A 26,971-nucleotide genomic window follows, 5' to 3' on the forward strand; every position below is an offset into this window, starting at 1 on the left:
TTAGCCTGAGCCTTGCTCGACGCTGACCCGAAGGACTTTCAATGCACACCTGGCTGCTTGCGGCTGCAACAACGGCACCCTCTCCGTCCGATGGTCCTGGTTGGACGGACATCGGCGGTTTCTGGGTCAGCGTGGGTGGCTTCGCCCTGGCGATCGTGTTGGCGATCGTGGGCTGGGTTCAGGCCTACGGCGCAAAGGCGGACGCGAAGGTCGCGAAGGAACATGCGGACGCAGCGTCGACGACCGCGGAAGAAGCTAAACGTCAGAGCACAGCGGCAGAGAAGGCGGCAGAGGCAGCGGAGGCACAAGCGCGATCCGCTCGCGAAGCGCTCGATCTGGAGCGGGAGGCGAAGCCCGCGATCCGAGCTACTCATCAAGGTGCAGACACGACTACCTGGTGGGTCGTCAATCTTGGTCGTGGGTGGGCTACTCAGGTGAACGTCTACCTCAAGTTCGATCCGTCTCAGCGAGAGTTTGGGTACTTCCAGCTCGGTGACATCGGACCGGGTGCACGCAAGGAGATGAAGCCCTTGACGGAGTTTCCTCTGCTGTCCGATCTGATTGCAACTGGCCCCGGGAGAACTTTGGTCGGCACCAACGAGGTTGTGATCGAGTGGACGGTGCCGAACGGTCCGCGACGTTCATTGACGACGACGCCTGACTACGAATAAGGCCGAGCCCTTGGACAAGGGAGGGCCTTGGTCCGTCGGTGTCGGTTGGGCAGTCGCACCTCCGCCGGGGACTGCCTCCGACTCCTACGTAGAAGACGACCAGACGGCCCTCGATCTGCCAGCCGGATCAATCAGCAGCCGGCCTGATTCGTCCTGTCTGACGCACTCCTGACGCACTCCTGACGCCCTCCGTACAACAGACCAGCGATCGTTGTACATTTCACACAACACCTGGTTCTATTCGATCGACGGCAGCAGGTAGCTGCCACTGACGATCGGATCGAACTGATGACTGACACGACTCCCACCCGCACCGCAACGGCTCCCACGCGCAAGGATCTGCTGGACTCCTTGGCTGAGCGCGGCTACGCCGGACCCACCAGCTTCACGGCTACCATCCTGCGTCGAGTCCTCGTCTGGGTTCGTGCAGGCAGTCCAGCAGACCAGGCCGACGGTATCCCGACCGGCGTCCTCTACGCCATCCACCCCGACCTTCGTCCCCAGCCCGTCAAGGCCAAGCGGATCAGCCATCGGCAGCAGGCCGTCCTCGAGGCGCTGGTGCAGGTCCAGTTTGTCCTGTCGAACGACGGCGCAGCGAAGGCCAAGACCTACCTGGCCGACAAGATCGACGAGCTGTCCGCCGCGTGAAGGTCATCGGCTACCTGCGCGTCTCGACGCAGGGCCAGGAGTACGGGATCGAGGCGCAACGCTCTGCGATTGCGTCCCGTGCCCAGCAGCAGGGCTGGGAGGTTGAATACGTCGAGGACGCTGGACGATCAGGCAAAGACATCAACCGCCCCGGAATCACCCGAGCCCTGGAACTCCTTCGCACCAAGCAGGCTGACGCGCTGGTGGTATCGAAGCTCGACCGGCTCAGCCGCAGCCTGGCCGACTTCGCTCGTCTGATGGAGACCGCGTCGAAGCAGGGGTGGGGCGTCGTGGCGATCGACCTCGGCATCGATACAACGACTCCAACTGGTCAGCTGGTGGTCAACATCATGGCGTCCGTCAGCCAATGGGAGCGTCAGATGATCGGCCTTCGAACCAAGGAGGGATTGGCTGAGGCTCGACGCAACGGAGTCCGGCTCGGCTCCCCCGTTCGGATGGATCCTGCCGTTGAGCAGCGCATCCTGCTTGAGCGCCAGGCCGGCCGATCGCTAGCGGCCATCGCGCGCGGGCTCAATGACGACCAGATGCCCACTCCAACCGGGAGCGGCAGCTACTACCCCAGCACAATCAAGGCGGTTCTGACGCGCCTCTGCGGCTAGAACGTGTCTGGGAGCTTCACTTCGGCATGCTGTGGGTCGCCATTGGCATCGTGCCACGTGACGATGAAGGGCACGCCGAATAGAGCGCCGTCGTTAGTGCGTTGGCCGGTGAAGCGGAGCGCCGTAACTCCCTCTACCTCTTCCCACCTCGCCGCGTCGTAGAAGTGGAAGAAGCGATCGGTCGTATGCAGCTCAATGAAGCGAGCCACTGCGTCTCCAGCGGTGTTCGCGAGGATGTAGGTGTTGGGGCCGCCTTCTCGAGCCTTCCCGACAGTCCAGCGAGGCCGAGGAACCGGTCGTGCCCGTTCCTCGTCAAGCTCCTGCTGACGTCGATCCCACCCCGTCTGCTCACGAGCGCGGAGGCGCCTTGTAGTCGTGAGTCGAACAGTGAAGGGCCACTTCACGGCCCGCCACAGCCCTGAGCGGAAGCGCTGGCTCTTGATCCCGGCCCATACCAGGCCGACGATGAACAGCGTGAGCGACACGGCAAGCGGCCAAAAGTAGTTCTCTGCCAGGGGGCCGAAGATGACGTCCGTATCGGGTGACGGGGAGGAAGTCATGCGTCACCCTCATTAGCGAACTTCTCGAGCTCGTCCACTGCCTGAACGGCCTTCTCGCGGTTGTAGCGATCGAGATCGGCCCGAGCATCCTTTCGAGCTCGCGCCAGCCAGTCCCAGACTGCTGTGTCGCCGCGCCCGTGGTAGCCAGCCTCCGTAACGTCGACGACCATCAGGCGACCAGTATCGATGCCGTTGTAAGGCTGGAGAGCATCCTCCGATACGTCGACTGCGGTGGAACGAACGCGCATCAGCACGATAGAACGTTGAACCCGAACCCAGCCCTCCCCTTCCTCCCCTGACCATCCCCGGATCCAGGTGCGCATCCAGGGGTGCTCGTCGGAGGGCAGGTCGTACATCACGAGGAAGACGCGCAGCGGAGGGTGGACGTAACTCGAGCTCATGTCCGCGAGAGTAGCGGCTGCCCTCCCACAGAAGGGAGTCCCCTTACTTGTGACGAAGGGCCCCGGCCGTAGCCGGAGCCCTTCAGGAATAGCTACGCCCCGAGGTAGTCCATGACTTCCATAGCGACGGCCGGTCCATGAGCTGTCGAGAGGTCGTTCTCCAGGTCAGTGGCGGCCTTCCCCCTCGCGAGGCTTTCTCGAACCCAGCCAGCTAGCGCCCCGATCAAGGGCTTCTGGGTCTTCTCGAACCACGGGAACGCCTCTGCGACGGTCGAGCTGCCCCCCGAGTACGACCGAACGTTGAGGTAGATCGTGCCGTCGTTGAAGAGATCGTCGGCAGGCACGAGGTACTGGTCCTGACGAACGACCGGCTGCACCCTGCCGCCCTTCTCGATCCAGCCGAGCACGGCACGCTCGATGACCTCCCCTCGAACGTTGAGATAGTAGGCGCTAGCCTCGGTGGGCTCGTTGCCCTCGATCTGGCTAATGCTGGCGGTGATTTGCATGTGTGTTGTCCTTTCGAGACTGTTCATGGTCGTCGCGACGAGTCTCGCAGCGACGGAAGGTGGCGTGCAGTTCGACAGTTCAGGCTCCATCTGCGGGGTTTGTAGCTCAATAGAATTCTTCTACGCGAACTTTGGTACAAAATCGTCTTGAACTGTCGAACTGCACTCCGAAGCGCCCGATTTGACGAGATTCGGCGCTGATGGGCCGCCGACAGATGGCGACGGTCCATCAGGTCGAGCGAAGCGGCTCAGCGCTCCCAGTGGAGCCCGGTTACGTCCGGATCCGTAAGGCGGAAGCCCTGGAACCTTCGAGCGTCCTTCGTTACGGGCTGGCCGAGTTGTGTGCAGCGCTCGATGATGCGCTGGAACAGCGCACGACCACCGAGGGACCCGTCGTTGACTCGATGTCGTTGGTACGCGCGCTTCACGTCGCTGGCGAGCACCGAGTACCCATCGCCGAAGTCCACGAACGCATTGACGAACTCAGCTACGTGGTCGTTGTCGGCTTCGAGCTGACCCGTGGCGGCCACGACTGCCGCAGGTAGGCGTGAGTAAGCGGAACCCTCCCGCTGCTGATGTGTCCACCATCGGTGAGCGCCCCGAACCAGACTCGCGATGACTCCTTCCCTCTCGTCGCGAAGGATGCGGTCCGCCAGGTGCAGGTCCTTCTCCCATTCTTGGAGGCTCGGTCCTGAGGGGATCACGATGAAGCGACGCTTCAACGCTTCATCCCACTTCTCGATGTTCGGCGCCTCGTTCGTGCCGACGAGGATCGTCCACGTTGTCGCAATCTGTTCCTCCTGGTGATGAAGTCGACGCACGTTCTGTACGGCCGACCCGACGAGGGACTTGGAACGGGCCTCGTCGAGATCCATCGCCGCTTCTGTTTCGGAGATGCCAACGAAGCGCATCCCCTTCAGCGCGTACATTTCGGCGTCGTGGTGGCCGAACCGTTGTCGCGTGATGAGCTTCGGCTGAGATGCGATGGCATAGTCCGTGCCGAGCACCTGAATGAGAATCTCGATGAGCTGTGACTTACCCGTGGCCTTCGGCCCAAGCAGCATGAAGAACCTCTGCTCAGGGTTGGCTCCGACGAGCGCCATGTACCCGAGTGACATGCGCAGGAACTCCGCGGTGTCGTGTGTTGGGTCGTTGGCCGTCGTTCGATCGATCAGCTTCTCGAAGCCCGGACTGAACGCCTGCGGGTTGTAGCTGACCGCGATCAGCTTCGTCAGGCCGTCACTGGTTCGATGCTCTCGAAGCTCGCCGGTACGGAGGTCGATCGTGCCGTTGAGCACGTTGACCAAGTAGGGCTGGCAGTCGTAGGTGCCGGCGTCTACCCAAATGTCCTTCTCCGAGCGGATCCCGCGTGCCACGGCCGAGATTCGCGCTTGCGCCTGTGAAGCGACGGCGAACTTGCGGAGGCGATCACGGCGTGCGTCATCCGGTTCCCTCGCCACCTCATCATCCAGCGTGAGTACCACCTTCTTGACAAGAGCCATGATCCGTTCGTCCGTCTGTTGGAGCGCGAAGCGGCGGCCGTCCCATAGATACATCTCGTCACGGTCTGGGTCGTACTGAACGTGACGACCCCACTGGTGAACGAAGCGACGGACGAGGCCGAAGTCCGTGAGTGGATAGCTTGGCTCAGTCATGGGTGCCTCCGAACAGATCCAGCCCACGCATGACGTGCGCGCGCCTCCGGCTCGATGAATTGACGGGCGCGCTCGATCTTCTGCTCGACTGCCGGCCACGGATAAGGATCAGCGGGAGTCATGTCGGTGTTCGACCAGACCTCCCGTAGCTTGCTGACGACAAGCTCGCCGTGGGGCCAGTGCTGCGACCAGAGACGGCACGCCAGACGATAAAACCCGTCGTCTCGCTTCCCCACGCGGAAGCCGTCGCGCATCAGCTCCGCGGTAGGGGGCAGGCTCGATGCGTTCTGAGACGACGAGCCACCTCCCGTGCGGAATCGACCACCGTTGGCGTGGATGTCCGCGAGTAGGGCGCCTGGAGCCTTTGGCAGTTCGTCGAAGGAGCCCGCCACGAGGCGATACGGCTGGAAGGTCGCATCGTTCCCAAGACGACCCTTGACCTTTCGCCTCGACGGAGGCGCGGCGACCATCGCACCGTCGGCGCGCACGTCTACGCCGGGAAGCCACCCAACCGGGGACGGGCAGACCCCGGCGGTTGCGAAGAACAGGTGCATTCCGCCCGAGGGCGTGATTACTCTCGGCGCGGGCGGAAGCTGCACCCCGGTCTGGAACTCCCACTCGATCAGCGAGCGCACACCGTCTACGCCGTGCTTCACATCGACGTCTAAGACGAGCAGTCTATGACCCGTCGCGATGCCGATATTGGCGAACGGATCCATCCCGTTCGGTCCCCACCACGTTCCAATCTGCCGCGGATCGCGGGATCCAACGTGCTCGAACGACCCGAACGCTCCAACCCCACGATGAGGCCGGTTGTCGAGGCGACCAAGAGGCACGAGGCGGAAGGCCGTGTGTTCAACGAGCCAAAGCGCCGCCTCAAGAAAGCCCAGTTCAGCGGTTGGTTCTGGGATACAATCGACCTGGCGAAACTGTTCATGCCGCTTCTCGGCTTCGGCGCACTCAACGGGTGCGCCGAAGTTGTCTTCAGGAGTCATCACTGCTGCCTCCTGTCTCCGTGGCGCGCACGAAGGCGGCGACTCGGTCGATGACCTCGTCTGAGAAGTGCAGGATCGGCGCGTCAGCCACGGCGCACCGCCTTGCGTCCGCGCGGTCCCGCGTAGTCAGTCGCGAGGAGTTCTTCGTCGAACATCGCCTCGATGGGTAGGCCGAGAAGCTCGGGGAGCTTGGCTCGAACGTCGGCGTTCGGATGCGTCTTTCCCTGTAGGGCGTTGACGAGGTGGGACCGTGAGCAACCGATGAAGGTCGCGGCGTCAACAACGGTGATCTCGCGAACTACCAACATGCGGCGCGCCGGCTGACGCCGTCTGGTGAGACTCATGGGAGGGCTTCCCGCGCTGCTTCCTACACGAGCGACATGACTAGTCGTGTAGTGCGGCTTCGCCGTCTACTTCGTTTGAGCAGATCGGCTGTCTGGCCCTCAGAACCCCTGAGCAGGACTAATTATATCCCGTTGACCTGGCGAGGTAAATAGATAGTTGACAGGACTTGTGTCAACTTTTGGGGAGCGGCAGCACGCAGCAGCGCGGGCACCACCAGCACAGCTTCGTCGGGTGCGATTCGGCCTGCTGCAGACACGGAGGGCAGTTCGGCGTCCGTTCGAGATCGTCCTCCATTACGTCAGTCTCCCCCGGTACATCATGACGATTTCGGGCAGCGTGTCGTGTGGGTCGCCAGGGCTCCGTAGGTCAACATGTGATCGATCATCAAACTTGAGAGGGAGCACATGGACCCGAACGACGTGCTGAAGAAGGCCTGGAACGCGGTAGAGGCGTCTGGAGTCCCAGAAAGCTTGTATGAGACAGCTTTTCAGACCGCGGTCAAGCTGCTCACTCCGGGCGAGAACCCCAAGCGCGGCGAGCAGGAGCGCCGCGCCGATGACTCGCTGGCTCACGAAGAGAGTGAGATCAAGCGCGTGGACGATGCCGACTTCTTCGACGCCTTCGATCGCGAGACATCTATTGGGCGGTCCGAACTGGAAGAAGTGTTCTTCCTCGACAGCTCCGGAGAGCCGGGCCTCAATCCATCCGCCCGCAAACTGGGGAGTTCGACAGCGGCGCAGATTCGATCAGTAGCGATCCTCATTGCTGGGGCGCATGTCTTCGGCCTCGATCGAGCGAGCGCTTCGGTCGAGGTGATTCGCCAAGAGTGCGTGCGGCTGAACTGCTACGACTCGAAAAACTTTAAGCGCTACATGCGAGAGGTCCCGGGCTGGAACGCGACGGGACCGGATGACAAGCGGGTCCTGAAGCCCAGGTCCGAAGCTCAGCAGGAGCTGGCACGGGTGGTTGACGCTGTGCGCGGCGTGTCTGGCGCGTGACCACGACGCGACAGCTCGTCGAGCAGGGCATGATCGCCCAGGGTGTTCCCTCCGAACTCGTTGGCGAAACACTCGACGCCTTCAGTGAGGCGAAACGACGCTTCCATCTGGGCGACTTCCGGCCCCAGGCCGTTGATGGTGGCCGATTCTCAGAAGCCGTCGGACGTATCTTCCAGTGGGCCACCACGGGCAGCTACACGCCGCTGAATTCGAGCACCTTCAAGATGGACCAAGCCATCAAGGCCGCCGAGAGCGCCGCTCCCTCCTCAACAGCAACGGACTCGATGCGGTTGCACATCCCCCGGGCCGTGCGAGTGATCTACGACATCCGCAACAGGCGGAACACAGCGCACCTGCGTGATGGCATCGATCCGAACATCCAGGACGCGTCGCTCATCGTCGCCAACATGAGTTGGGTCCTGGCCGAGCTGGTACGGCATTACCACAATGTGCCTCCGGCAGAAGCTCAGCGCCTCATCGAGGAGCTTGTCAGCCGCGACGTCCCGATGATCCAGGAGTTCGATGGGTTCCCTCGAATCTTGAAGGACGTGCAGGCGTCTGATCACTTCCTCGTCGTCCTCTACTGGGCGGGGAAGAAGCTTACGAAGAAGGAACTCGGCGCGCTGGTGCCACAGAAGATGCGCTCCAACCTCCCTCGAACGCTCCGTCAGTTGCATGATCGGCACTACGTTCACTTCGACGGGGAAGTGGCCGAAATCACCTGGGTCGGCCAGCGCCGAGTCGAGACGGAAGGGCTTATCGCTCCTGTCTAGCGCCGTCGGATTGGGTTGGCTGACCCGACGATGTACGGCCGGAACGGCGCGCGCGGCTCGTCGGATTCGATGCGCTGGTCAACAATCCGTGGTTCGCCCGGCGCGGGCTCAGCATCCTCGACAACCTCAGCGTCGATGATGTTTGGGTCCTCCGACTCTCCCCCCGCCGCCAGTTCGGCTTCCGGCCGTCGGATGATGATGCCTTCCATCAGCTTCTCGTACGGCTTGACCTCGACCTCAAGCTTCGCCTCTCGACCGTAGCCCGTCCGGTCGAGCACGATTGTGATGGCGCGGAGCTTGTCGGCGTCCGTGGTCGTGTCCTTCTCGAGGATGCGATGGAGCTGGACGATAGCCGGATCCACCATCTCCATCAGCCGTTCTCGCGCACGCTTCTGCGTCTGAGGCGCGGTGCCACCGTGCTTACGACACACGGTGGTCCCACGCATGGCGTAGTTCTTGCACTGCTCCCCATTTCGGCGCGTCCGTCCGCACTTCAGACGCTCGGGGAGCGTCGCCGCCCCGGGCAGAGCGCTGGTGGCAGCCCGCTGCCCTCCGTGACGTTCACAACGGGTCGTGCCGTGCACTGCCCGACGTTGGCACTGCTTGCCGAAGTTGGGTCGACCTGGCGTTGATGCCGTCGCTTCACACTGCATGGTGTCGTTCCTCCCACTTCACGGTCGGGAAAATGCGCTCGAAGTAGGGCACGCACACCGCTTCGCAGAAGTGGAACTCAGCGATGTAGACCCCCTTACCGATCCACAGGACGCGGTACGGCTGACGGCTGACCGAGCCAGGGTGCAGCGGATTCGCGCACCGCTGGCACACATCAAACGCGGGTCGGAACCGACCGCGATTGGTAGGCGGCGTCACCTCATCCACGTCCGCTGCCAGCACGGTGTGGGCTTCGAGCTCCCAGCCTCGGACGTCCTCCACGTGGTCAGCGCGAGTGACACGCGGCACCGAGCCCGGGTGAACGAGCTCACGATCGAGCCGTTCGTGATCGACCTCCGTCCACTGCCCATGCACGTTGGAGGCGAGTGATTCGATGATGTACGGATCACCGACCTGCGGGTCGGCGAGCAGACGATTGGCCTCAGTCAGACGGCGAACTGTCTGCATGGTTGCCTCCATCTGATCGACGGCAGCAGCTAGGGACGGGCTCACACTGTTCATGTTCTTGCTCCTTTGCGGCGGGGAGTAGCGGGGAACTGCGTGGCACCGACTCCCCGCCAGGACCGGTGCCACGCAGGCTTGTCAGATCACGGGGCTCGTGTAGGTCGTGTCAGTGGTGACCTGCACGACTGCGGCTGCACCGCGGTGGCGGACCGCGATGCCGAAGCCGAGTTCGTAGACCGAATCGATCAGCGGGTAACGGTCACTGCCCGGAATCAGTCGGAGTCCCTGCGACTCGACGTTCACGTGACGGCGCAGAGCCAGCGGGTTCCGGACAGAGCCAGGTCCGCTGGTGGCGAGAGCGATGACGTACCCGTTCGGTACGTAGTAGTCCTCGATGATGAGGGCCTTGCCGTAGGAGCCGATGACAGGCAGGTTGTTGAACACCGCTGGCGGCTGCGACCCGATCACGTTCTCGCTGCTGAGGAAGGCGGGGGCACCTTCTGCCGGAATGAAGTCGAAGGGCGAGTTCGCCCCGATGCGGAAGCCGCGGATCGCAGCGCCCTGGTTCGGGTGAACCAGGATCACGACCTGTTCGTTGGCCGCGGTACCGTAACCGTGCTCCGTGATGTGACGGATGAGGTCCGCCAGATCTTGACCGTCGACCTGCGTGGACTGCGTGGTCAGGTAGTGCTGGTGACCCCCGCTGAAGGTCTGGCCTGCGTAGGCGGGCGGGATTGAATCGGCTGCCCCGTCCCACAACGGGTAGATGACGGCACCCGTCTCGTTGACCGGACGAGCAGCCGGGTCAGTCCGAGTCAGGAGGGCGCGGAAGGTGGCCACGTATTGCAGCTTGTTCGCCGCGGCCATCTGCTGGTCGTGCTGTGCCTCAACCTGCGCGGCGGGCGCGTCACGCAGGAACTTCCGCGTGTAGCGGGTCGCGCTGTCGTACCACTCGAGCGGGAATCCCATCGAGAGCACGTCGGAAGTTGCGCGCAGCGCCTTCGGGGCGCCGAACTCCGACTGGCGCTCGAAGCCATCGCTGTCTACGGCCTGGAGGATCGAGTCGCCCGAGGCCGTGGTCGAGAACGTGAACAGGTTTGCGATCGCGACAGGACGCTCGTTGTACATGTTCAGCGTCTGAACGAACTCGGACCAGATCGAGTTGAGGTCGCGCCCGTCAGGGGTGCGAGTCAGGAAGTCCCCTGACGTGCTGAAGCCGCTTCTGCGGGCCATGGCAGTCTCCTAGGTAGGACGAAACGTCGATGCGAAGTCGTCACCGCTGGTGACCGACGAGCCGGTTCCTCGGTAGGAGACCCAGAAGTGGGCCCTGCAACTGCCGATCATGCCGTGCACGTGACGTGGCCGCTGGCCTACATCCTCAGCAACAACTCTAGCAGGACAAACGTGGGACGGACTGGTAAATCAAATTCGTTGACTCGTCGAGGAAGAGCACGCCCCGGGTCGCCCGCGAGACCGCTCCTGGTCGGAGCAGTCCGGTTCCGCCCCCGATGAGCGCGACGGCGGACGCCGAGTGGTGCGGGGCCTCCCACGGCGGGCGGACGCTCCACGAGCGGTCGCCGAGACCGCTCACCGACCGGACGGCTGCGACCTCGAGCGCCGCGTCCGGGTCGAGGTCGGGCAGCAGCCCCGGCAGCCGCTCAGCGAGCATCGTCTTGCCGGCGCCCGGAGGTCCGACGAGCAGCACGTGGTGTCCGCCGGCGGCCGCGGCGATCACGGCGCGCACCCCGACCGGGTTCCCGACGACGTCCGCGAGGTCCCGCGGCTCCGGCACGGTCTCGGCGACCGGTGGCAGCAGGACGGGTTCGGTCTCGACGGTCGGCAGCAGCGCCCCGGCGAGGACGGCGGCCTCGCGGAGCGACGTCACGCCGGTCACCGCGACGCCCGGTACGACCCGTGCCTCGGCGAGGTTCCCGACCGGCACGACGACCTGCCGCAACCCGGCGTCACGCGCGGCGCAGACCATCGGGATCACCCCCGGTACCGGTCGCACCCGCCCGTCGAGGCCGAGCTCGCCGATGTACGCCGTGGCGCGGTCGACGGCCGGCGCGAGTCCCTCGGCACCGAGCACTGCCATCGCGATCGCGAGGTCGAACCCCGACCCGCGCTTCGGGATGGACGCCGGGGTCAGGTTCACGGTGATCCGCCGCGCCGGCAGGGGGCAGTCGGCCACCGCCCGCGCCGATCGGACCCGCTCGCGGGCTTCGCCGAGCGAGGTGTCCGGCAACCCGATGATCGTGAAGCCCGGCAGCTGGCTCGTCAGGTGCGCCTCGACCTCGATCACCCGCCCCTGCACGCCGAGCAACGCGATCGCGGCGGCGCGCCCGATCTCGACCGTCACAGCACACCCGCCACGTGCTCGACGGCGACGCGGTCGTCGTCCAGGTGCACCGCGACGACGTCGATCCGGATCGCGCGCGCCGTCACGCGCGGGTGGTCCGCGAACCACGCCGGCACGAGCCGGCGGAGCCGTGCGACCTTCGTCGCGGTGACCGACTCGAAGGGATGCCCCGTCGCCGCCGCGGTCCGGGTCTTCACCTCGACGAAGACGAGGGTGCCCGCGTCCCACGCGACGACGTCGATCTCGCCCCGGGCGCATCGCCAGTTGCGCTCGACGATGCGGTACCCGTTCGCCTCGAGCCAGTCGGCAGCGTGGTCCTCCCCGATCCGACCGACCCGGGTGTTGTGCAGCGGTGTTCTCTCCATGTCGTTGCCCTCCGACGGCAACGATGCATTCCCGCTCCACCTCCTCGACGACGCAACCGCGCGTCTGTGGACGACGACCGGTCAGGTGACCGACGTGGAGGACGCACGAACGGCCCGGGTGATGTCCTCACCCGGGCCGTTCGGTGTCACGCTGCGGTCAGTGTGCGGCTGCGTAGGCTTCCTGCACCTGCGTGGAGATACGCCCGCGGCTCGAGACCTCGTAACCGTTCTCCTTCGCCCATTCCCGGATCTTCGCGAGTTCCTCGGAATTGCCGCGCTTCGGTGCCGACTTCGGCGCCGAGGAGCTCGCACCGCCCGAACGACGACCGGAGACCTTGCGTGCCGCCGCCACGTAGTCGGAGATGGCCTCTCGGAACTTGTCGACGTTGTCGTCGGACAGGTCGATCTCGTAGTTCGAGCCGTCGAATGCGAATTCGACCGTGCGACCCGCCCCGTCGGTGATGGGGGAATCGTCGAGGTCGTCGACGAGCTGGACGGTGACCTTCTGTGCCATTGTGCTGCTCCTGGGATCGGGGGCGGGAGGAAATCGCGTCCACGATATCGCGTGCAGCAATTCCGCGCGCAATTGCGTCGGCGATCCTCAGCAATGCCCGAAGAACATGAAGGTCACTCGTCGAGTGCGAGTTCCTTCGGGAGTTCGAGTTCGCGCGCGGTGAGTTCCTCGACATTGACGTCCTTGAACGTCAACACCCGGACCGACTTCACGAAGCGGTCGGAACGGTAGACGTCCCACACCCACACGTCGTTCATCGACAATTCGAAGTAGAAATCGTGTTCGGTGTCGCGGCGGGTCAGTTCCACCTCGTTCGCCAGGTAGAAGCGCCGCTCGGTCTCGACCACGTACCGGAACTGCGACACGACGTCGCGGTACTCGCGGTAGAGGGCAAGTTCGACCTCGCGGTCGTAGTCGTCGAATTCGTCGTCATCCATCTCGCCGCCAGTCTACGGCGAGCGGCCGGACGGGTTCACCCCGAGGCGTCCGCGAGCTCCTCGAAGCCGTCCAGGGCCACGCTCGACGCCTGGTGCAGCCAGCTCTTCCGGTGCAGCGCGTGCGCCCCCATCGACCGGATCCCGTCGTAGTGCGCGGTGGAGCCGTACCCCTTGTTCGACGCCCACGCGTAGTGCGGTGCGTCGTCGTGCGCGGCCACCATGAGCGCGTCGCGCTCCACCTTCGCGACGACCGAGGCCGCGGCCACCGACGCGCAGTCGCGGTCGGCCTTCACCCTGACCACCACGTCGAGCGGGGTCGACGGGCGCAGCGCCGCCGGCACCGCGCGACTCAGCCAGTCGAACGACCCGTCCAGCACGACCACGGCGCCGTCCAGTTCGAGCCCGTCCGCCACGAGGGCTCCGAGCGCCGCAGCGCCGGCCTGACCGAGCGCCGGGACGATCCCCTGCACGTCGACCACCTCTGCCGATGCCATGCCCACGGCCGTCCGCGCCCACCGTCGCACGACCGGCACGAGTTCGGTCCGCCGTGCCGCACTGAGGAGCTTCGAGTCCGCGAGGCCCTGCGGCACCCGCGCCACGTCGATCGTGACCGCGGCGACGCCGACCGCGACGGGACCGGCGATCGCGCCGCGGCCGACCTCGTCCATTCCGATCACCGTGACCCGTCCTGCGCCGAGCAGCTTCTTCTCGACGCGCAGGGAGGGACGGACCGCGGTCACTTGCCGCGCTCCTCCACGCCGGCGAACACCTCGGGGTGGTCGTCGAGCCAGGTCCACCGGCTGGACGGCCACGAGATGACGAAGGCGCGGCCGGTCACGTCGGACAGCGGCACGAAGCCCTTCGAGGGGGTGTCCCCGTTGTACCGGGAGTCCTTCGAGTCGTAGCGGTTGTCGCCCATCACCCAGATCGTCCCCTTCGGCACGGTGACGGAGAAGTCGGTGCCGGACGCGCGGGTCTCCCCCGGCGGCAGTTTGAGGTAGGGCTCCTTGATCGGCACGCCGTTGACGGACATCTGCCCGAGGTCGTTGCAGCAGGACACCTTGTCACCGGGCAGGCCGATGACACGCTTGATGAGGTGGTCGTCGCTGTCACCGGTGCCGAGGCCGACCTGCGTGAGCAACCAGTCGATCGCCTTGGCGGGCTGCGTCGTGGGCGCGACGTTCGGCACGTCCGCGCCGGTGAGCCATCCACCCGGGTCCTTGAAGACGACCACGTCGCCGCGCTTGAGCGCCACGGTGCCCGGCACGAGTTCGTTGACGATCACGCGGTCGTTGATCTGCAGCGTGTTCTCCATCGACGCCGACGGGATGTAGAACGACCGGATCAGGAACGTCTTCACGAGGAACGACACCAGGAGTGCCGCGACGAAGATGATGACGAGGTCCCGGAGGAATGTCAGGACGCCGTTCCGCCGCTTCTCGGGTCGAGGCCTGCGCCCCGGCTCCTCGGTGATGTCCGTCATTTCCACTCTCGTCCAGACCACGCTTCCCCGGGAACGGGAAAGCCCCCCGCCGATGCACAACCGTACATGGGCGAGGGGCCGACAGCGGCGTCCGGCTCGCGGACGCTCACTGTGAAGGCGATCAGGAGTCGCGCTTCTCCTTGATCTTGCGGCGGGCCGCCTTGCCGCGGAGTTCGCGGAGGTAGTAGAGCTTCGCACGACGGACGTCACCCTTGGTGACGATCTCGATGTGGTCGATGATCGGCGAGTGCACCGGGAACCAGCGCTCGACGCCGACCTGGAAGCTCACCTTGCGGACCTTGAAGGTCTCGCCGAGGCCGTGGCCCTGACGCCCGATGACGACGCCCTGGAACACCTGGACACGCGAGCGCGTGCCTTCGATGATGTTGACGTGCACCTTGATGGTGTCGCCGGGACGGAAGTCCGGGACGTCGCTGCGCAGGGACGCTGCGTCGACGTGGTCGAGGAGCTGCATGATCGTTCACTCTCTGCGGACGCGCACGGGTCGCCGCGGATCGGTGTTTTGAAAAGAAGTGTTCGTGCCCGGAATCGGCGACTCCCCCGTGGCAGAGTCCAGCCAGGGCACAGCGGTCCATCTTGCCACAGAGAACCCCGTGGGCAAAACGACCAGGATGGACGCATGATCGAACTGCGCACCCCCGCCGAGCTCGACGGACTCCGGGCAGCCGGGCGCTTCGTCGCCGACGTCCTCGACGAGCTCCTGGTCACGGTGGACGTGGGTGTGAACCTGCTCGACCTCGACCGGGTCGCCGCCCGCATGATCGCCGACCGCGGTGCCGTGAGCTGCTACGTCGACTACCACCCCTCCTTCGGCAACTCGCCCTTCGGTCGGAACCTCTGCACGTCCGTCAACGACGCGGCCCTGCACGGGCTGCCGTACGACCGCGTGCTGGCCGACGGCGACCTCGTCAGCCTCGACTTCGCCGCGAGCGTCGACGGCTGGGTCGCGGACTCCGCGGTCACCGTGCAGGTCGGCACCCCGCGCGAGGAGGACCAGCGCCTCGTCGACACCGTCGAGCGCGCCCTCGCGGCCGGGATCGAGCAGTTCCGGCCCGGCAACAAGCTCGGCGACGTCTCGTACGCCATCGGGCGGGTCGCGAAGGACGCGGGCTACGGCGTGAACACGCAGTTCGGCGGCCACGGCGTCGGCCGCACCATGCACGGCGAGCCGCACGTGGCGAACGACGGCCGTCCGGGTCGCGGCCTGAAGCTGCGCCCGGGCCTCGTCGTCGCGATCGAGCCGTGGCTGATGCAGGGCACCGACGAGCTGTACCAGGACGACGACGGCTGGACGCTGAAGAGCGTCGACGGCTCGCGTGCGGCGCACGTCGAGCACACCGTCGCGGTCACGGACGCGGGACCCGAGGTGCTCACCCTGCGACGCGCCGAGCGCACCGCGGCGACCGCCTGACGGACGGGGCCCACACCGCCGGTCCCGGACCGACGGGCCAGCGGCGGGCCGGCCGTGCCGCGGACTGGAGGCGCGCTGCGGGCCCGCCCCGCGCCTCCAGTCCGTCGGCCCGGGATGCTCACGCGGAAGCGACAGATCACGCCGGACGGTACGCGGCAGCCCGTCGCTCCCCCGGTCCGACAGACCGCCGCGCGAGCGCCAGGGAGCGCAGCGAGGCGGCGCTGCTACTCGGGCAGCAGGTCGGGTCGGACGCGCCGCGTCCGCTCCACCTGCTGCTCGTGCCGCCACGCGGCGACGCGGGCGTGGTGCCCGCTGAGCAGGACGTCCGGGACCTCGAGGTCACGCCAGACGGCCGGCTTCGTGTAGGACGGGTACTCGAGGAGGCCGTCCTCGTGGGACTCCTCGACGAGCGACTCCGGGTTGCCGACCACGCCGGGGACGAGCCGCCCCACGGCCTCGATCATGGCCATCGCCGCGACCTCGCCGCCGTTCAGCACGTAGTCGCCGAGGGACAGCTCGACGACCGAGCAGCGCGACGCGGCCCACTCGAACACCCGGGCGTCGATCCCCTCGTACCGCCCGCAGGCGAACACGAGGTGGTCGGTCGACGACGCGAGCGAGCGTGCGATGGACTGGCGGAACGGGGTCCCGGCCGGCGTCGGCACGACGAGCGTCGAGGACCCGTCCGGACGGAGGACCGCCGACAGCGCCTGCGCCCACGGCTCGGGCTTCATCACCATGCCGGCGCCACCACCGTACGGGGTGTCGTCGACGGTGCGGTGCCGGTCCGTCGTCCAGGAGCGGAGGTCGTGCACGTGCACGTCGAGCAGCCCGTCGACGCGCGCCTTGCCGAGCAGGGAGACGTCGAGGACCGAGAAGAACTCGGGGAAGATCGTGACGATGTCGATACGCACGACGTGCCTACGAGATCGTCTCGGGCCGCGAGGTGTCCTCGGGGTCCTCGAACAGCCCGGTCGGCGGCGTCACCGTGACGGTGCCCGCCTCGATGTCCACGGACGGGACGATCGCGGACACGAACGGCACGAGCACCTCGCCGCGCGAGGGTGTGTCGATCGCGAGCAGGTCCTGCGCGGGCAGGTGGTCGACGCGGGCGACCGTGCCGACCTCGACACCGTCGCGGAGGACGCGGAGCCCGACGAGCTGGTGGTCGTACCAGGCGTCGTCCTCACCGGTCTCGGCGTCGGCGTCCTGCTCGACCCACAGGATGGCTCGTGCGAGGGTCTCGGCGGCGGACCGGTCCGCGACGCCCTCGAAGAAGGCCACGGGGTGGCCGTTGTACCAGCGGAGTTCGTCCAGCGTGATCGTCTTGCCGGACCACGGGGACTCCGCGGGGACCTGGAGCGTGAAGACCGCTCCGCGCGTGAACCGACGATCCGGGTCGTCGGTGTAGAGCTCGAGCTTGATGCCGCCCTTGAGCCCGTGCGCCTTCGTGATTCGACCCACCCGGAGCTGGGTCGTCTCCCTAGGAATCGGTGTCGACCACGTCGACCCGCACCCGCTTGCCGTCGGCGAGAGCCGAGACGAGGGTGCGGAGCGCCTTCGCGGTCCGTCCGGCGCGACCGATCACGCGGCCGAGGTCCTCGGGGTGCACACGCACCTCGAGGACCTCGCCCCGCGCGGAGGTGGAACTGGCGACGCGCACGTCGTCGGGGTGATCGACGATCCCCTTGACGAGGTGCGTCAGCGCGGATTCGAGCAAGGAATCAGGCCTCGGTCGTCTCGGCGGCGTCGTCGGCCGTGTCGGCGGCGGGGGCCTCGGGGGCCTTCTTCTCCGACTTCGGCTTGAGGACCGGCTTCTTGGCCGAGTCGGCGACGAAGGCCTGCTTCGGCTCGCGGACCTTGACCGTGGACTCGGTGTTGCCCTCGCCCTTGAACTTGCCCCAGTCGCCCGTGAGCTTGAGGAGCGCCGCGACCTGCTCGGTCGGCTGCGCGCCGACGCCGAGCCAGTAGAGCGCACGCTCGGACTCGATCTTGATGACCGAGGGCTCCTCGGTGGGGTGGTACTGACCGATCTCCTCGATCACACGACCGTCGCGCTTGGTGCGCGAGTCGGCGACGACGATGCGGTAGTACGGCGCACGGATCTTGCCGAGGCGCTTGAGACGGATCTTGACAGCCACAATTACTCCTGTTGCGTGTTGTTGTGGTTGAACCGGAACCGCGGGCGTGGGGGCACGCGCGGTGGAAGCTCGATGAGACCGTGCACCGCTGGATAGAGGGTCGAGCGGACACGATTCGACCGTTCATTCTTGCAGGTTTCCCGCCGAGAAGCGAGTCGGGACGCGCCGTCAGGGGGCGAGTCGCCGCACGGCCTCGAGCGCTTCGGCCGTCGCGCGGACCGCGTCGACGCTCCGGGCGTCCCGGGCACCCCCGACCGCCGCGAACGGCACGCCGGACGCCCGGAGTGCCGTCGGCAGGTCGTCGGCGTCGTCGATCGCCCGCTCCTGGCCCGCACAGACCACGACGGTGTCCGCGGGGACCGCGCGCTCGACACCGTCCTCGTCGCGGATGCGGAGCACCCCGGGCTCGATCGCCAGGTACGCCTGCACCCCGCCGACCATCCGGACACCGGCATCGCGGAGCCGCCCGAGCGCGACCCAGCGCGAGGTCAGGCCGATGCCCTGGCCGAACTTCCCGCTGCGTCGGAGCACGGTGACCTGCTCCCCCGGCCGGGTGGTGCGCCGCGCCGTCGGCTGGCGCTGGGGCAGGTCGCCGACGACGTCCTCGGCGACCGGGACCGCCCACCGGGCGGCGAACTCGCCCGCGCGGACGGTCTCGTCGGGCGACTCGGTGAGGAACGCCGCCGTGTCGACGCCGATACCGCCGCCGCCGATGATCGCGACGGTCCCGTCGGGGACGCCCTCGCGCAGGGCCTGCTCGTAGCTCAGCACGTGCGGCAGGTCGGCGCCGGGCAGGGCGACCGTGCGCGGGACGACCCCGGAGGCGAGCACGACGGCGTCGCTGCCGAGCAGGTCGTCCGCGGTGGCGGGACGGCCGAGGTGGACCACGGCACCGCGCTGCTCGAGCTCGGCGCGCGCGGCACGGACCGTCGCGGCGTAGTCCTCCTTGCCGGGCACGAGCGCGGCGAGGTCGAACTGTCCGCCGAGCCGGTCGGACGCCTCCCAGACGGTGACGTCGTGCCCGCGCCTGGCCGCGTCCACCGCCGCGGCGAGCCCGGCCGGACCGCCCCCGACGACGGCGACGCGCTTCGGCTCCGCCGTCGGGCGCGCCGGGTAGGCGACCTCTCGGGCGGCCCGCGGGTTGACCAGGCACGACACCGGCTGCCCGACGATGGAGCGGTCGAGGCACGCCTGGTTGCACCCGATGCACGTGTTCACGAGGTCGAACCGACCGGCGAGCGAGCGCTGCACGATCGCCGGGTCCGCGAGGAACGGGCGCGCGAGGGCCACCGCGTCGACCAGACCGTCGGCGAGCACCGCCTCGCCGTCGCGGAGGTCCGTCATCCGGTTCGAGGCGATCACGCGGACCTCCGGGTGGTCGGACTCCCGCACCACCGCGGCGATCCGGTTCGCCGTCGCGATCCACGCGCCGTGCGGCACCGATGCCTGCACGGTCGGGGTCCGGGACTCGTGCCAGCCGATGCCGACCGAGATGCCGTCGAGGCCGGTCGGCAGCAGCTCGCGGACCAGTGCCTCCACGTCCTCGGGGGTGGACGACCCGGGCATGAGGTCGTCGCCGGAGAGCCGGATCGTCACGGCGAGGTCCGGCACCGCGGCCCGGACGGCGCGGACGACCTCGACCGCGAAGCGCCGCCGCTTCGCCGGGGTGCCGCCCCACTCGTCGTCGCGGTGGTTCGTCAGCGGCGACTGGAACTGGTTGACGAGGTACCCCTCCGACGCCATGATCTCGACGCCGTCGAAGCCGATCGCCCGAGCGCTGCGGGCTGCGGCGGCGAAGTCCGCGATCGTCCGCTCGACCTCGGCGCCGGAGAGCGCGACCGGGACGACCCCGCGCGCAGCCGCCCACGGCAGCGCGGACGGCGCGACGGCCCGCTGCGGGTCCCCGTTCCGGTCGAGCAGCCCGGACACGAGCGCGTACCGACCGGCGTGGAAGAGCTGTGCGAGGACCACGCCGCCCTCCTGGTGAACGGCGTCGACGGCCACCCGGAACCGCTCGTCCGCTCCCCCGACGCCGAACACCGCGAAGTCGGGTCCGCCGCGCGCCTCGTCGCTCACCGCGATGCCGCCGGTGATGATGCACGCCGCGCCGACGGCCGCGCGCTCCCGGTAGAACGCCGCCATGCCGGCCCCGCCGTCGTCCTGCACCTCGAGCCCGGTGTGCATCGAGCCCATCACCACCCGGTTGGGCAGGCGGAGGGGGCCGAGGGTCCACGGCGAGGCGACGGCCCGCAGGGACGCGGGCACGACGGGGGCGGAAGCGACGCTGCTCATGGTCCTACTCTGCCGCAGGCAGCACCGCGTCACGGAGCGGCGAGGTCGTGTCGGCCCAGTACGGCGGCGCGATCACGGTCAGTCCGCCGTCCACCGAGAGCGTCTGCCCGGTGATGTACGACGCCTTGTCGGACAGCAGGAAGTCGATGGCGTCGGCCATGTCGTCCGCCGTGCCCGGCCGCTGCAGCGGGAGCTTCTCGAGCACGGAGTCCATCGGCGCCATGCCCGGCACGGCGCCGTAGAAGTAGTCGAGCGAATCGGTGTCGATGAGCCCGCCGTTCACGGCGTTGACGGTGATCTGCCGCGGACCGTACTCGACCGCCATGTACTTCGTGTACGCCTCGGTCATCGCCTTCGCCGCGCCGAGCGCCGCGTACGTCGGGAACGCCCGGAGCGAGCCGTAGCTCGTCACGACGACGATGCGGCCGCCGCGGTCCATGAGCTCCGCGGCCCGCTGCGCGCCGAGCACGAACGAGCGCGCGTTCGTGGCGTAGCTGCGGTCGAGGTGGTGCAGCTTGAGGTCCCGCACCGGCTTGAACGCACTGGCAGCGGCGTTCGCGACGAACATGTCGAGTCGGCCGTAGGTGTCGCGCACGACGTCGAAGAGCGCGTCGATCGACTCCGGCTGCTCGATGTCGACCTGCGCGGTGATCCCGTCGCCGCCAGCGGCACGGACGTCGGCGAGCGACTGCTCCGCCAGTTCGGCGTTGCCCTTGTACGTCACGACGACGGTGACGCCGCGCTCGCCCAGCTTGCGGGCGAGCAGGCGGCCGATGCCGCGCGAGGCACCCGTGATGAGTGCGATGGGTGCGTTGGTGGGGTCGGTCACGACGGTCCTTCTGCTCACGATGGTTCGGACGGACTGGAGGCGCGGGGCGGGCCCGCCCCGCGCCTCCGGTCCGGTGGTGGGGTGCGGTTCAGAACCCGGCCTGGCCGGTCACGACGGCGCGGCCGACGACGAGCTTCTGGATCTCGTTGGTGCCCTCCTCGAAGCGCTGCGCGCGGGCGTCGCGGTACACGCGCTCGATGGCGTTGCGCTTCCAGTAGCCCTGCCCGCCGTGCACCTGGAGGGCCTTGTCGGTGACCCGCGCGAGCATGTCGACGGCGACCATCTTCGAGGCGCTGGAGAGTGTCCCGGCGTCGGGCCGACCCTCCTCGTAGGCGCGAGCGGCCTCGAGCACGAGGGCGCGGGCCGCTGCGATGTCGGCGTAGTTCTCGGCCAGGTAGAACTGGATCGCCTGACGATCGGAGAGCTTCTTGCCGAACGTCTCGCGCCGGTTCGCGTACGCGACGGCGAGCTCGTTCGCGCGCTCGGCGAGCCCCACGGCGCTCATCGCGACGGACACGCGGCTCGGCAGGAGGAACCCGCCGAGGGCGACCTCGAGGCCCTGGCCCTCCTCACCCAGGCGGGCGGAGGCGGGGACCGGCGTCTCGGTGAACCGGAGGATCGCGTGGTCGGTGCCGCGGATGCCCATGGTGTCGGAGTCGTCGATCACCTCGGCACCCGGCAGTCCGATGTTCGGCATCAGGAACGCGACCGTGCCGTCCTGGCCGCTCGTACCCTCGAGCCGCGCGGCGATGAGCCAGAAGTCGGCCTGCACGCCGAACGTTATGAGGTGCTTCTCACCGTTCATCACGTACGTGTCGCCCTCGCGGCGGACCGTCGTCCGGATGTCCGCGCCGGTGCCCGCCGTGGCCTCGGTCAGCGTGAAGGCGACGAGCGCGTCCCCGGCGACGCTCGGCTTCACGACCTGCTCGATCTGCTCCGCCGTGGCGTACGGCTGCATCGCGCGCCAGGTGCCGTTGATGACGTGCACGAGCATGCGGATCGAGGCGTGCGAACGCGAGATCACCTCCATCACCTCGAGGTAGCGCGAGAACGGGAGGCCGCGTCCGCCGAGCTCGGCGGGAGCCGCGAGCGACAGCCAGCCGTTGTCCTTGAGCTCCTGGAAGAGCTCCGGCGCGACCGTCCCGGTGCGCTCGATCTCCTCCGCCCACTCCTCGCCGCGACCGCGCACCCACGCGGTGACCTCGGCCTTGAGCTGCTGGAAGTCCTGCTCGGTGGCGGTTTCCGTGACCAGCGTCATCGTGTCTCGTTCTCCTTCGTCCCGACGAGTGCGGCTGCCTGCTCGCGCAGGACGTTCTTCTGGACCTTGCCGACCGCGTTGCGCGGCAGCTCGGCGATGTACTCGAGTCGTTCCGGCCAGTAGTACCTGCTCACGCCGGCGGTGTCGAGCGCCTGCTGCATGGCGGTGAACGAGAGACGTTCTCCACCGGCAGCCGGCACCACGAAGGCGCACGCCCGCTCCCCCAGGCGCTCGTCCGGCATCGCGACGATCGCGACGTCGGTGACGAGCGGGTGCTGGTAGAGCAGGTTCTCGATCTCGACGACCGGGATCTTCTCGCCGCCGCGGTTGATGACGTCCTTGACCCGGCCGGTGATGGACAGGAACCCCTGCTCGGACACCGTCGCCAGGTCGCCGGTTCGGTACCAGCCGTCCTCCGTGAAGACGTCGTCGGTGAGGTCGGGCCGGTCGAGGTACCCGTCGAACATCGTCGGCGAGGTCAGCTCGAAGTTCCCCTCGGTGCCGGCCGGCAGCTCGTGGCCCTCGTCGTCGACGATCCGGATCCGGATGCCCGGCAGCGCCCGGCCGTCGTGTCCGTACGCGTCGGCCGGGTCGTCGCTCGGGCTGGACAGCGCCCCGAGGCAGGTCTCGCTCGTGCCGAACGCCCCGAGGATCGCGCTGCCGAGGACGGCGCTCGCCCGCTGTGCCAGCGCTCGCGGCACCGCAGCCCCGGTCGGCACGAAGACCCGCAGGCTCGCTGGTGCCGGAGCACCGGCCTCGACGAGGTCGACGAGGTCGGTGAGGAACGGCGTCGCGCACTGGACGAAGGTCGCCCGCGCCGCGCCGAAGGCCTGCTCGAGCGCCACCCGACCGTCCCACACGGGCTGGATCACCTGCGCCACCCCGAGCCGGAACGCCAGCAGCATGCCGTAGAGGAAGCCCGTCTGGTGCGCCAGCGGGGACGGGACGTAGACCCGGTCGGTACCCGTCAGCCCGGACCGGGCGACGTGCATCGCCGTCGCGAGCCCGAGCGTCCGGTGCGGGTGCTGCACGCCCTTCGGCTCCCCCGTCGTGCCGCTCGTGAAGAGCAGTTGGCACACGTCGTCCGGGCCGGGCGCCCGCGCGGCGATCTCGTCCGGGTCCACCCGTACGGCGTCGAGTGCGGTGTCGTGGTAGTGCCAGTTCCAGTTGCTCGCCGCCACCCGGGCCGTGGCGTCCGTGGGCAGCGGAGGCTGGTTGGTCGGGGTGTCGCCACGCCCGCGTGCCTCGGAGCGGAGCACGACGACGTGCTCGACCGACAGCCGTCGGCGCTGCGACCGCGCCTCGTCCACCACGTCGAGCAGTTCGAGCGCGGGGCGCCGCTTCCGGAAGACGTTCGGCAGGAAGACCACGCGGGCCTTCGACCGGGCGAGGGTCATCGTCGTCTCGCGCGGTCCGAACACGGGCATGATCGGCGTCGCTACCGCGCCGATCTGGATCGTCCCCAGCGTGATCGCGACGAACTCGCGCCAGTTCGGCAGCTGCATCGCGACGGACTCGCCGGTGCGGACACCGAGTTCGAGCAGCAGGGCGGAGACCCGGTCGGCCTCGTCCTGCAGCTCGCGCCACGTCGTCTCGACGGGCTCGGCCCCGCCGACCTCGACGACAGCGACGGCGTCGGGCGTCTCCCGGGACAGGCGTCGGACCTGCTCGCTGAGCACGAGCGGATCGGCGTCCACGCCGAGGGCCCCATCGGCGGTGCCGACAGCACCGGCGGCGGTCGAGGCACCTGCCCCGACGCGGTCTCCGTCCGGAGACGCCGGCGAGGGCGACCCGAGGTGGGTGCGTGCAGACGCCGGGACCCCGTGCCGACCGACGCGCGGAGCGCCCGACGCACCGGCCGCCGCGCGCCGACCGACGCCACCGGCGGCACCCGAGCCGGCCGGCGCATCGCCCACCGAGAGGTCGAGCCCGACCGCGTTCATGGCCTCGAGGAACGTCGGGTAGGAGATCCGGTACGCGTGCGGGTAGGTCAGCGAGGACGTCCCCTCGGCGCCGGCCGCCGCGACCGCGAGCGACATGAGCACGCGGTGGTCGTTGAAGGAGGACATCGGTGAGCCGTGCAGCGCCCCGCGGGGCACGCCGGTCACGCGTAGCTCGTCGGCGCCCTGCTCGGCGCGGCCCCCCAGCCGGTTGAGCTGCAGCATCGCCGACACCCGGTCGGACTCCTTGAGCCGGATGTGCGCGACGTTCCAGAGGCGTGACGTGCCCTCGGCGGCGGTCGCCATCGTGGACAGGACGGGCAGCAGGTCGGGGATCGGACGGCAGTCGACGTCGAGCGCTCGGAGCGGAGAGCCGTCGTGCTGGATCCGGACGAAGCCCGTCGCCGCGTCGATGTGCATCGGGACGCCCATCGCGGTCGCCAGGTCGAGGAACTCGCTCTCCGGGTGGTCCGTCTCGGCCGTGGTGGTCGTGGTGAGGCCGCGGAGCAGCACGTCGGACGGACGGGTCGCGGCAGCGGCGATGCCGAAGGCGGCCGACCCGATGTCCGGCGGGATGACGACGTCGTGCGGGGTGGCCTGCTGGCCGGCCGGGATCCGGTACTCGAGCCAGTCGTCGGAGACCTCGACGACGAGGCCGAACTGCCGCATCATCCGGACCGTCAACTCGACGTAGGGCTGCTCGTTGAGCCGCTCGCCCGTGACGTGGACGCGCGTCTCCCGCTCGGCGAAGGGCGCCACGAGCAGCAGCCCGGAGATCCACTGCGACAGGGTGCCTGCGATCGTGACGTCGCCGCCACGCGGCCGCTTCGGCTGGACGGTCACCGGCGGGCAGTCGTCGGTGGCCTCGAGTTCGACGCCCATCTGGGTGAGCGAGGTGAGCAGCGCCTTGATCGGGCGGCGCTGGAAGTACTTCATGCCGGAGAGCGTCATCGGCCGGTCGGCGAGCGACGCCAGCCCGGTCATGAAGTAGAGCGTGGTGCCCGACGAGCCCATGTTGAGCACGCCGTCCGCGCCGCGCGAGCCGTGGTCGACGACGTCCGTCGCACGGTAACGCCCCCCGAGCCCGGTCACGTGGTACGCGTCGCCGCGTCGCTTGACGTCGACGCCGAGGGCACGGAGCGTGCCGATCGTCCACTCGACCTGGCGGGTGGCGCTGATCCCGGAGACGATGCTCGTCCCCTCGGCCAGCGAGGCGAGCACCAGCGCGCGGTGCGCGTGGTACTTGGAGACGGGGACGTCGAGTTCCCCGACGAGTGGTGCGGACGTGCCGCGCACGACCAACTGCATGCGTACCTCATTCCCTGTGAGCGGTTCCACGGTAGTACCGCAGTGGAACTTTCGCTGACGCGAGGTGCACGACCGGCCGTCGAGTTCGTTGTGCACCACCGACGACCGACCGGGCAGGATGGCCGCATGGACATCCGCTTCACAGAATCCCACCCGTCGACCATCGGCGTCGAGTGGGAGCTGCCGCTGGTCGACCGCGACACGGGCGACCTGACGCCGCGGGCGCCCGCCGTCATCCGGGCCGTGCAGGAACGCCTCGGCGACCACGACCGGGTGACCGAGGAACTCCTCACCAACACGGTCGAGGTGGTGACCGGCGTGCACGAACGGGTGCGGGACGCGACCGCCGAGCTGTCCGGCATCATCGGCGAGGTCGTGGACGCCGCCGAGCCGCTCGACGCGCAGGTGATGTGTTCCGGCACGCACCCCTTCGCGGTCTGGGACCAGCAGGAGATCACGCCGGACAGCGAGCACTACACGACGCTGATCGACCGGACGCGCTGGTGGGGTCGGCAGATGCTCATCTGGGGCGTGCACGTGCACGTCGGCATCGACGACCGCGACAAGGCCGTCCCGATCATGAACGCGATGCTCGCCTACGTCCCGCACCTGCAGGCGTTCACCGCGTCGAGTCCGTTCTGGGGCGGCACCGACACCGGGTACGCCTCGAACCGGGCCCTGATGTTCCAGCAGCTCCCCACCGGCGGGCTCCCGCCGCAGATCGAGGCCTGGTCCGGCTTCGAGGGCGTCGTCGACGACCTGACGAAGACCGGTGTCATCGACGGCTTCAAGGACCTCCGCTGGGACATCCGCCCGTCACCGGGCTGGGGCACGCTCGAGAACCGGGTCTCCGACGGCATCTCCACCCTGCACGAGGTCGGTGCGGTCACCGCGTTCGTGCAGTGCCTCGTCACCGCCCTGTCCGACCGACTCGACCGCGGTGAGACCCTGCCGAGCATGCAGCCGTGGTTCATCCGCGAGAACAAGTGGCGCGCGGCCCGGTACGGCATGGAGGCCGAGATCATCACGAACGCCGCGGGCGACGAGCGGCTCGTCACCGACGAGGTCCACGACCTCGTGCAGCGGCTCGACCCGATCGCGGAGCGCCTCGGCTGCCAGGACGAGCTGCACCACCTCGACCAGATGATCGCGGACGGAGCGTCGTACCAGCGCCAGCTCATCGTCGCCCAGGAGAACGGCGGCGACCTGCGCGCCGTGGTCCGCCACCTGGTGACGGAGCTGCGCGAGTCGCTCTAGACGCTGCGGTGGACGGACGAGAGGCGCGGTGCCAGCTGGCACCGCGCCTCCCGTCCGTCAGGGGGTCG

31 protein-coding genes are annotated in these 26,971 nt (G+C 68.1%); 7 read left to right on the forward strand and 24 right to left on the reverse strand.

Going from position 1 to position 26,971, the window contains the following annotated elements:
* Positions 1–41: 41 nt before the first annotated feature.
* From ACY3FI_RS09730 to ACY3FI_RS09740, 3 genes are all read left to right on the forward strand, one after another.
* Positions 42–671 carry a hypothetical protein gene (locus ACY3FI_RS09730; protein ID WP_462547328.1) on the forward strand — a complete coding sequence of 210 codons (630 nt, stop codon included), beginning with the start codon at positions 42–44 and terminating at the stop codon, positions 669–671.
* Positions 672–959: 288 nt separating this feature from the next.
* Positions 960–1,319: a hypothetical protein gene (locus ACY3FI_RS09735; protein WP_462547329.1), complete on the forward strand. Its 360-nt coding sequence runs from the start codon at positions 960–962 to the stop codon at positions 1,317–1,319.
* Positions 1,316–1,939: a recombinase family protein gene (locus ACY3FI_RS09740; protein ID WP_462547330.1), complete on the forward strand. Its 624-nt coding sequence runs from the start codon at positions 1,316–1,318 to the stop codon at positions 1,937–1,939. Before ACY3FI_RS09735 ends, ACY3FI_RS09740 begins: the two co-directional genes overlap by 4 nt.
* On the opposite strand, the gene ACY3FI_RS09745 is transcribed toward ACY3FI_RS09740, so the two are convergent.
* From ACY3FI_RS09745 to ACY3FI_RS09770, 6 genes are all read right to left on the reverse strand, one after another.
* Complete coding sequence (locus tag ACY3FI_RS09745) at positions 1,936–2,499, reverse strand: hypothetical protein (protein ID WP_462547331.1); 564 nt, start codon at positions 2,497–2,499, stop codon at positions 1,936–1,938. The two genes, ACY3FI_RS09740 and ACY3FI_RS09745, sit on opposite strands and share 4 nt — an antisense overlap.
* Positions 2,496–2,900 (reverse strand): hypothetical protein, encoded by a 405-nt coding sequence (locus ACY3FI_RS09750; protein ID WP_462547333.1) that lies wholly within the window; start codon positions 2,898–2,900, stop codon positions 2,496–2,498. The genes ACY3FI_RS09745 and ACY3FI_RS09750 overlap by 4 nt, the downstream gene beginning before the upstream one ends.
* 92 nt (positions 2,901–2,992) lie before the next feature.
* Positions 2,993–3,496: a hypothetical protein gene (locus ACY3FI_RS09755; protein WP_462547334.1), complete on the reverse strand. Its 504-nt coding sequence runs from the start codon at positions 3,494–3,496 to the stop codon at positions 2,993–2,995.
* Positions 3,497–3,654: 158 nt separating this feature from the next.
* The gene (locus ACY3FI_RS09760) at positions 3,655–5,061 is read right to left on the reverse strand and encodes a DNA primase family protein (protein WP_462547335.1); all 1,407 of its coding nucleotides are present in this window, start codon (positions 5,059–5,061) and stop codon (positions 3,655–3,657) included.
* Positions 5,058–6,056 (reverse strand): bifunctional DNA primase/polymerase, encoded by a 999-nt coding sequence (locus tag ACY3FI_RS09765; protein ID WP_462547336.1) that lies wholly within the window; start codon positions 6,054–6,056, stop codon positions 5,058–5,060. Before ACY3FI_RS09765 ends, ACY3FI_RS09760 begins: the two co-directional genes overlap by 4 nt.
* 83 nt (positions 6,057–6,139) lie before the next feature.
* Positions 6,140–6,400 carry a hypothetical protein gene (locus ACY3FI_RS09770; RefSeq protein WP_462547337.1) on the reverse strand — a complete coding sequence of 87 codons (261 nt, stop codon included), beginning with the start codon at positions 6,398–6,400 and terminating at the stop codon, positions 6,140–6,142.
* 405 nt (positions 6,401–6,805) lie between these two features.
* Between ACY3FI_RS09770 and ACY3FI_RS09775 the strand changes: the two genes are divergently transcribed.
* Entirely contained in the window at positions 6,806–7,399 is a 594-nt protein-coding gene (locus ACY3FI_RS09775) for a hypothetical protein (protein ID WP_462547338.1), read from the forward strand.
* Entirely contained in the window at positions 7,396–8,172 is a 777-nt protein-coding gene (locus ACY3FI_RS09780) for a hypothetical protein (RefSeq protein ID WP_462547339.1), read from the forward strand. Before ACY3FI_RS09775 ends, ACY3FI_RS09780 begins: the two co-directional genes overlap by 4 nt.
* On the opposite strand, the gene ACY3FI_RS09785 is transcribed toward ACY3FI_RS09780, so the two are convergent.
* The 10 genes from ACY3FI_RS09785 to rplS all read right to left on the reverse strand — a co-directional run bounded on the left by ACY3FI_RS09785 (position 8,169) and on the right by rplS (position 14,921).
* Positions 8,169–8,618: a hypothetical protein gene (locus tag ACY3FI_RS09785; RefSeq protein ID WP_462547340.1), complete on the reverse strand. Its 450-nt coding sequence runs from the start codon at positions 8,616–8,618 to the stop codon at positions 8,169–8,171. The two genes, ACY3FI_RS09780 and ACY3FI_RS09785, sit on opposite strands and share 4 nt — an antisense overlap.
* Positions 8,619–8,814: 196 nt before the next feature.
* Complete coding sequence (locus tag ACY3FI_RS09790) at positions 8,815–9,345, reverse strand: hypothetical protein (RefSeq protein ID WP_462547341.1); 531 nt, start codon at positions 9,343–9,345, stop codon at positions 8,815–8,817.
* Between the two features lie 81 nt (positions 9,346–9,426).
* Complete coding sequence (locus ACY3FI_RS09795; protein ID WP_462547342.1) at positions 9,427–10,521, reverse strand: hypothetical protein; 1,095 nt, start codon at positions 10,519–10,521, stop codon at positions 9,427–9,429.
* A gap of 157 nt (positions 10,522–10,678) precedes the next feature.
* Complete coding sequence (locus ACY3FI_RS09800; RefSeq protein WP_462547343.1) at positions 10,679–11,647, reverse strand: YifB family Mg chelatase-like AAA ATPase; 969 nt, start codon at positions 11,645–11,647, stop codon at positions 10,679–10,681.
* Complete coding sequence (locus ACY3FI_RS09805; RefSeq protein WP_462547344.1) at positions 11,644–12,012, reverse strand: YraN family protein; 369 nt, start codon at positions 12,010–12,012, stop codon at positions 11,644–11,646. The genes ACY3FI_RS09800 and ACY3FI_RS09805 overlap by 4 nt, the downstream gene beginning before the upstream one ends.
* 157 nt (positions 12,013–12,169) lie before the next feature.
* Entirely contained in the window at positions 12,170–12,526 is a 357-nt protein-coding gene (locus ACY3FI_RS09810) for a histone-like nucleoid-structuring protein Lsr2 (protein ID WP_462547345.1), read from the reverse strand.
* 113 nt (positions 12,527–12,639) lie between these two features.
* On the reverse strand, positions 12,640–12,963 hold the full coding sequence (locus ACY3FI_RS09815) for a DUF2469 family protein (protein ID WP_462547346.1): 324 nt from the start codon (positions 12,961–12,963) through the stop codon (positions 12,640–12,642).
* Between the two features lie 35 nt (positions 12,964–12,998).
* The gene (gene rnhB / locus ACY3FI_RS09820) at positions 12,999–13,703 is read right to left on the reverse strand and encodes a ribonuclease HII (RefSeq protein WP_462547347.1); all 705 of its coding nucleotides are present in this window, start codon (positions 13,701–13,703) and stop codon (positions 12,999–13,001) included.
* On the reverse strand, positions 13,700–14,446 hold the full coding sequence (gene lepB / locus ACY3FI_RS09825) for a signal peptidase I (protein WP_462547348.1): 747 nt from the start codon (positions 14,444–14,446) through the stop codon (positions 13,700–13,702). The genes rnhB and lepB overlap by 4 nt, the downstream gene beginning before the upstream one ends.
* A gap of 121 nt (positions 14,447–14,567) precedes the next feature.
* Entirely contained in the window at positions 14,568–14,921 is a 354-nt protein-coding gene (rplS, locus tag ACY3FI_RS09830; protein WP_462547349.1) for a 50S ribosomal protein L19, read from the reverse strand.
* A gap of 165 nt (positions 14,922–15,086) precedes the next feature.
* On the opposite strand from rplS, the gene map reads away from it, so the two are divergent.
* The gene (gene map / locus ACY3FI_RS09835; protein ID WP_462547350.1) at positions 15,087–15,878 is read left to right on the forward strand and encodes a type I methionyl aminopeptidase; all 792 of its coding nucleotides are present in this window, start codon (positions 15,087–15,089) and stop codon (positions 15,876–15,878) included.
* Between the two features lie 224 nt (positions 15,879–16,102).
* Here the strand turns inward: map and trmD are convergent, their stop codons facing one another.
* From trmD to aroA, 8 genes are all read right to left on the reverse strand, one after another.
* A complete protein-coding gene (gene trmD, locus ACY3FI_RS09840) occupies positions 16,103–16,792 on the reverse strand; it encodes a tRNA (guanosine(37)-N1)-methyltransferase TrmD (RefSeq protein WP_462547351.1) in 690 nt (229 codons plus the stop codon).
* Positions 16,793–16,799: 7 nt separating this feature from the next.
* A complete protein-coding gene (rimM, locus tag ACY3FI_RS09845; RefSeq protein ID WP_462547352.1) occupies positions 16,800–17,342 on the reverse strand; it encodes a ribosome maturation factor RimM in 543 nt (180 codons plus the stop codon).
* A gap of 19 nt (positions 17,343–17,361) precedes the next feature.
* On the reverse strand, positions 17,362–17,598 hold the full coding sequence (locus tag ACY3FI_RS09850) for an RNA-binding protein (RefSeq protein WP_022902329.1): 237 nt from the start codon (positions 17,596–17,598) through the stop codon (positions 17,362–17,364).
* 4 nt (positions 17,599–17,602) lie between these two features.
* Positions 17,603–18,019 carry a 30S ribosomal protein S16 gene (gene rpsP / locus ACY3FI_RS09855; RefSeq protein ID WP_462547353.1) on the reverse strand — a complete coding sequence of 139 codons (417 nt, stop codon included), beginning with the start codon at positions 18,017–18,019 and terminating at the stop codon, positions 17,603–17,605.
* A 168-nt stretch (positions 18,020–18,187) separates the two neighbouring features.
* Entirely contained in the window at positions 18,188–20,311 is a 2,124-nt protein-coding gene (locus tag ACY3FI_RS09860) for an FAD-dependent oxidoreductase (RefSeq protein ID WP_462547354.1), read from the reverse strand.
* Positions 20,312–20,315: 4 nt separating this feature from the next.
* Complete coding sequence (locus ACY3FI_RS09865) at positions 20,316–21,140, reverse strand: SDR family oxidoreductase (RefSeq protein ID WP_462547356.1); 825 nt, start codon at positions 21,138–21,140, stop codon at positions 20,316–20,318.
* A gap of 88 nt (positions 21,141–21,228) precedes the next feature.
* Positions 21,229–22,398 carry an acyl-CoA dehydrogenase family protein gene (locus ACY3FI_RS09870; protein WP_462547357.1) on the reverse strand — a complete coding sequence of 390 codons (1,170 nt, stop codon included), beginning with the start codon at positions 22,396–22,398 and terminating at the stop codon, positions 21,229–21,231.
* The gene (gene aroA, locus ACY3FI_RS09875; protein ID WP_462547358.1) at positions 22,395–25,646 is read right to left on the reverse strand and encodes a 3-phosphoshikimate 1-carboxyvinyltransferase; all 3,252 of its coding nucleotides are present in this window, start codon (positions 25,644–25,646) and stop codon (positions 22,395–22,397) included. Before aroA ends, ACY3FI_RS09870 begins: the two co-directional genes overlap by 4 nt.
* A gap of 126 nt (positions 25,647–25,772) precedes the next feature.
* Here aroA and ACY3FI_RS09880 point away from each other — a divergent pair, with 126 nt between their 5' ends.
* Positions 25,773–26,903: a glutamate--cysteine ligase gene (locus ACY3FI_RS09880; protein ID WP_462547359.1), complete on the forward strand. Its 1,131-nt coding sequence runs from the start codon at positions 25,773–25,775 to the stop codon at positions 26,901–26,903.
* The last annotated feature ends 68 nt before the right edge of the window (positions 26,904–26,971 follow it).

Source organism: Curtobacterium sp. RM9 (assembly GCF_054956955.1).

What these genes read in the sequence shown, in the direction of transcription:
- aroA (WP_462547358.1), bottom strand. Translation starts at nt 25,646, where the DNA reads ATGCAGTTGGTCGTGCGCGGCACGTCCGCACCACTCGTCGGGGAACTC.
- ACY3FI_RS09730 (WP_462547328.1), top strand. Translation starts at nt 42, where the DNA reads ATGCACACCTGGCTGCTTGCGGCTGCAACAACGGCACCCTCTCCGTCC.
- ACY3FI_RS09870 (WP_462547357.1), bottom strand. Translation starts at nt 22,398, where the DNA reads ATGACGCTGGTCACGGAAACCGCCACCGAGCAGGACTTCCAGCAGCTC.
- ACY3FI_RS09880 (WP_462547359.1), top strand. Translation starts at nt 25,773, where the DNA reads ATGGACATCCGCTTCACAGAATCCCACCCGTCGACCATCGGCGTCGAG.
- ACY3FI_RS09860 (WP_462547354.1), bottom strand. Translation starts at nt 20,311, where the DNA reads ATGAGCAGCGTCGCTTCCGCCCCCGTCGTGCCCGCGTCCCTGCGGGCC.
- ACY3FI_RS09745 (WP_462547331.1), bottom strand. Translation starts at nt 2,499, where the DNA reads ATGACTTCCTCCCCGTCACCCGATACGGACGTCATCTTCGGCCCCCTG.
- ACY3FI_RS09790 (WP_462547341.1), bottom strand. Translation starts at nt 9,345, where the DNA reads ATGAACAGTGTGAGCCCGTCCCTAGCTGCTGCCGTCGATCAGATGGAG.
- ACY3FI_RS09785 (WP_462547340.1), bottom strand. Translation starts at nt 8,618, where the DNA reads ATGCGTGGGACCACCGTGTGTCGTAAGCACGGTGGCACCGCGCCTCAG.
- ACY3FI_RS09735 (WP_462547329.1), top strand. Translation starts at nt 960, where the DNA reads ATGACTGACACGACTCCCACCCGCACCGCAACGGCTCCCACGCGCAAG.
- ACY3FI_RS09760 (WP_462547335.1), bottom strand. Translation starts at nt 5,061, where the DNA reads ATGACTGAGCCAAGCTATCCACTCACGGACTTCGGCCTCGTCCGTCGC.
- ACY3FI_RS09755 (WP_462547334.1), bottom strand. Translation starts at nt 3,496, where the DNA reads ATGGAGCCTGAACTGTCGAACTGCACGCCACCTTCCGTCGCTGCGAGA.
- ACY3FI_RS09770 (WP_462547337.1), bottom strand. Translation starts at nt 6,400, where the DNA reads ATGAGTCTCACCAGACGGCGTCAGCCGGCGCGCCGCATGTTGGTAGTT.
- ACY3FI_RS09810 (WP_462547345.1), bottom strand. Translation starts at nt 12,526, where the DNA reads ATGGCACAGAAGGTCACCGTCCAGCTCGTCGACGACCTCGACGATTCC.
- ACY3FI_RS09775 (WP_462547338.1), top strand. Translation starts at nt 6,806, where the DNA reads ATGGACCCGAACGACGTGCTGAAGAAGGCCTGGAACGCGGTAGAGGCG.
- map (WP_462547350.1), top strand. Translation starts at nt 15,087, where the DNA reads ATGATCGAACTGCGCACCCCCGCCGAGCTCGACGGACTCCGGGCAGCC.
- ACY3FI_RS09815 (WP_462547346.1), bottom strand. Translation starts at nt 12,963, where the DNA reads ATGGATGACGACGAATTCGACGACTACGACCGCGAGGTCGAACTTGCC.
- lepB (WP_462547348.1), bottom strand. Translation starts at nt 14,446, where the DNA reads ATGACGGACATCACCGAGGAGCCGGGGCGCAGGCCTCGACCCGAGAAG.
- ACY3FI_RS09795 (WP_462547342.1), bottom strand. Translation starts at nt 10,521, where the DNA reads ATGGCCCGCAGAAGCGGCTTCAGCACGTCAGGGGACTTCCTGACTCGC.
- ACY3FI_RS09765 (WP_462547336.1), bottom strand. Translation starts at nt 6,056, where the DNA reads ATGACTCCTGAAGACAACTTCGGCGCACCCGTTGAGTGCGCCGAAGCC.
- ACY3FI_RS09805 (WP_462547344.1), bottom strand. Translation starts at nt 12,012, where the DNA reads ATGGAGAGAACACCGCTGCACAACACCCGGGTCGGTCGGATCGGGGAG.
- rplS (WP_462547349.1), bottom strand. Translation starts at nt 14,921, where the DNA reads ATGCAGCTCCTCGACCACGTCGACGCAGCGTCCCTGCGCAGCGACGTC.
- ACY3FI_RS09750 (WP_462547333.1), bottom strand. Translation starts at nt 2,900, where the DNA reads ATGAGCTCGAGTTACGTCCACCCTCCGCTGCGCGTCTTCCTCGTGATG.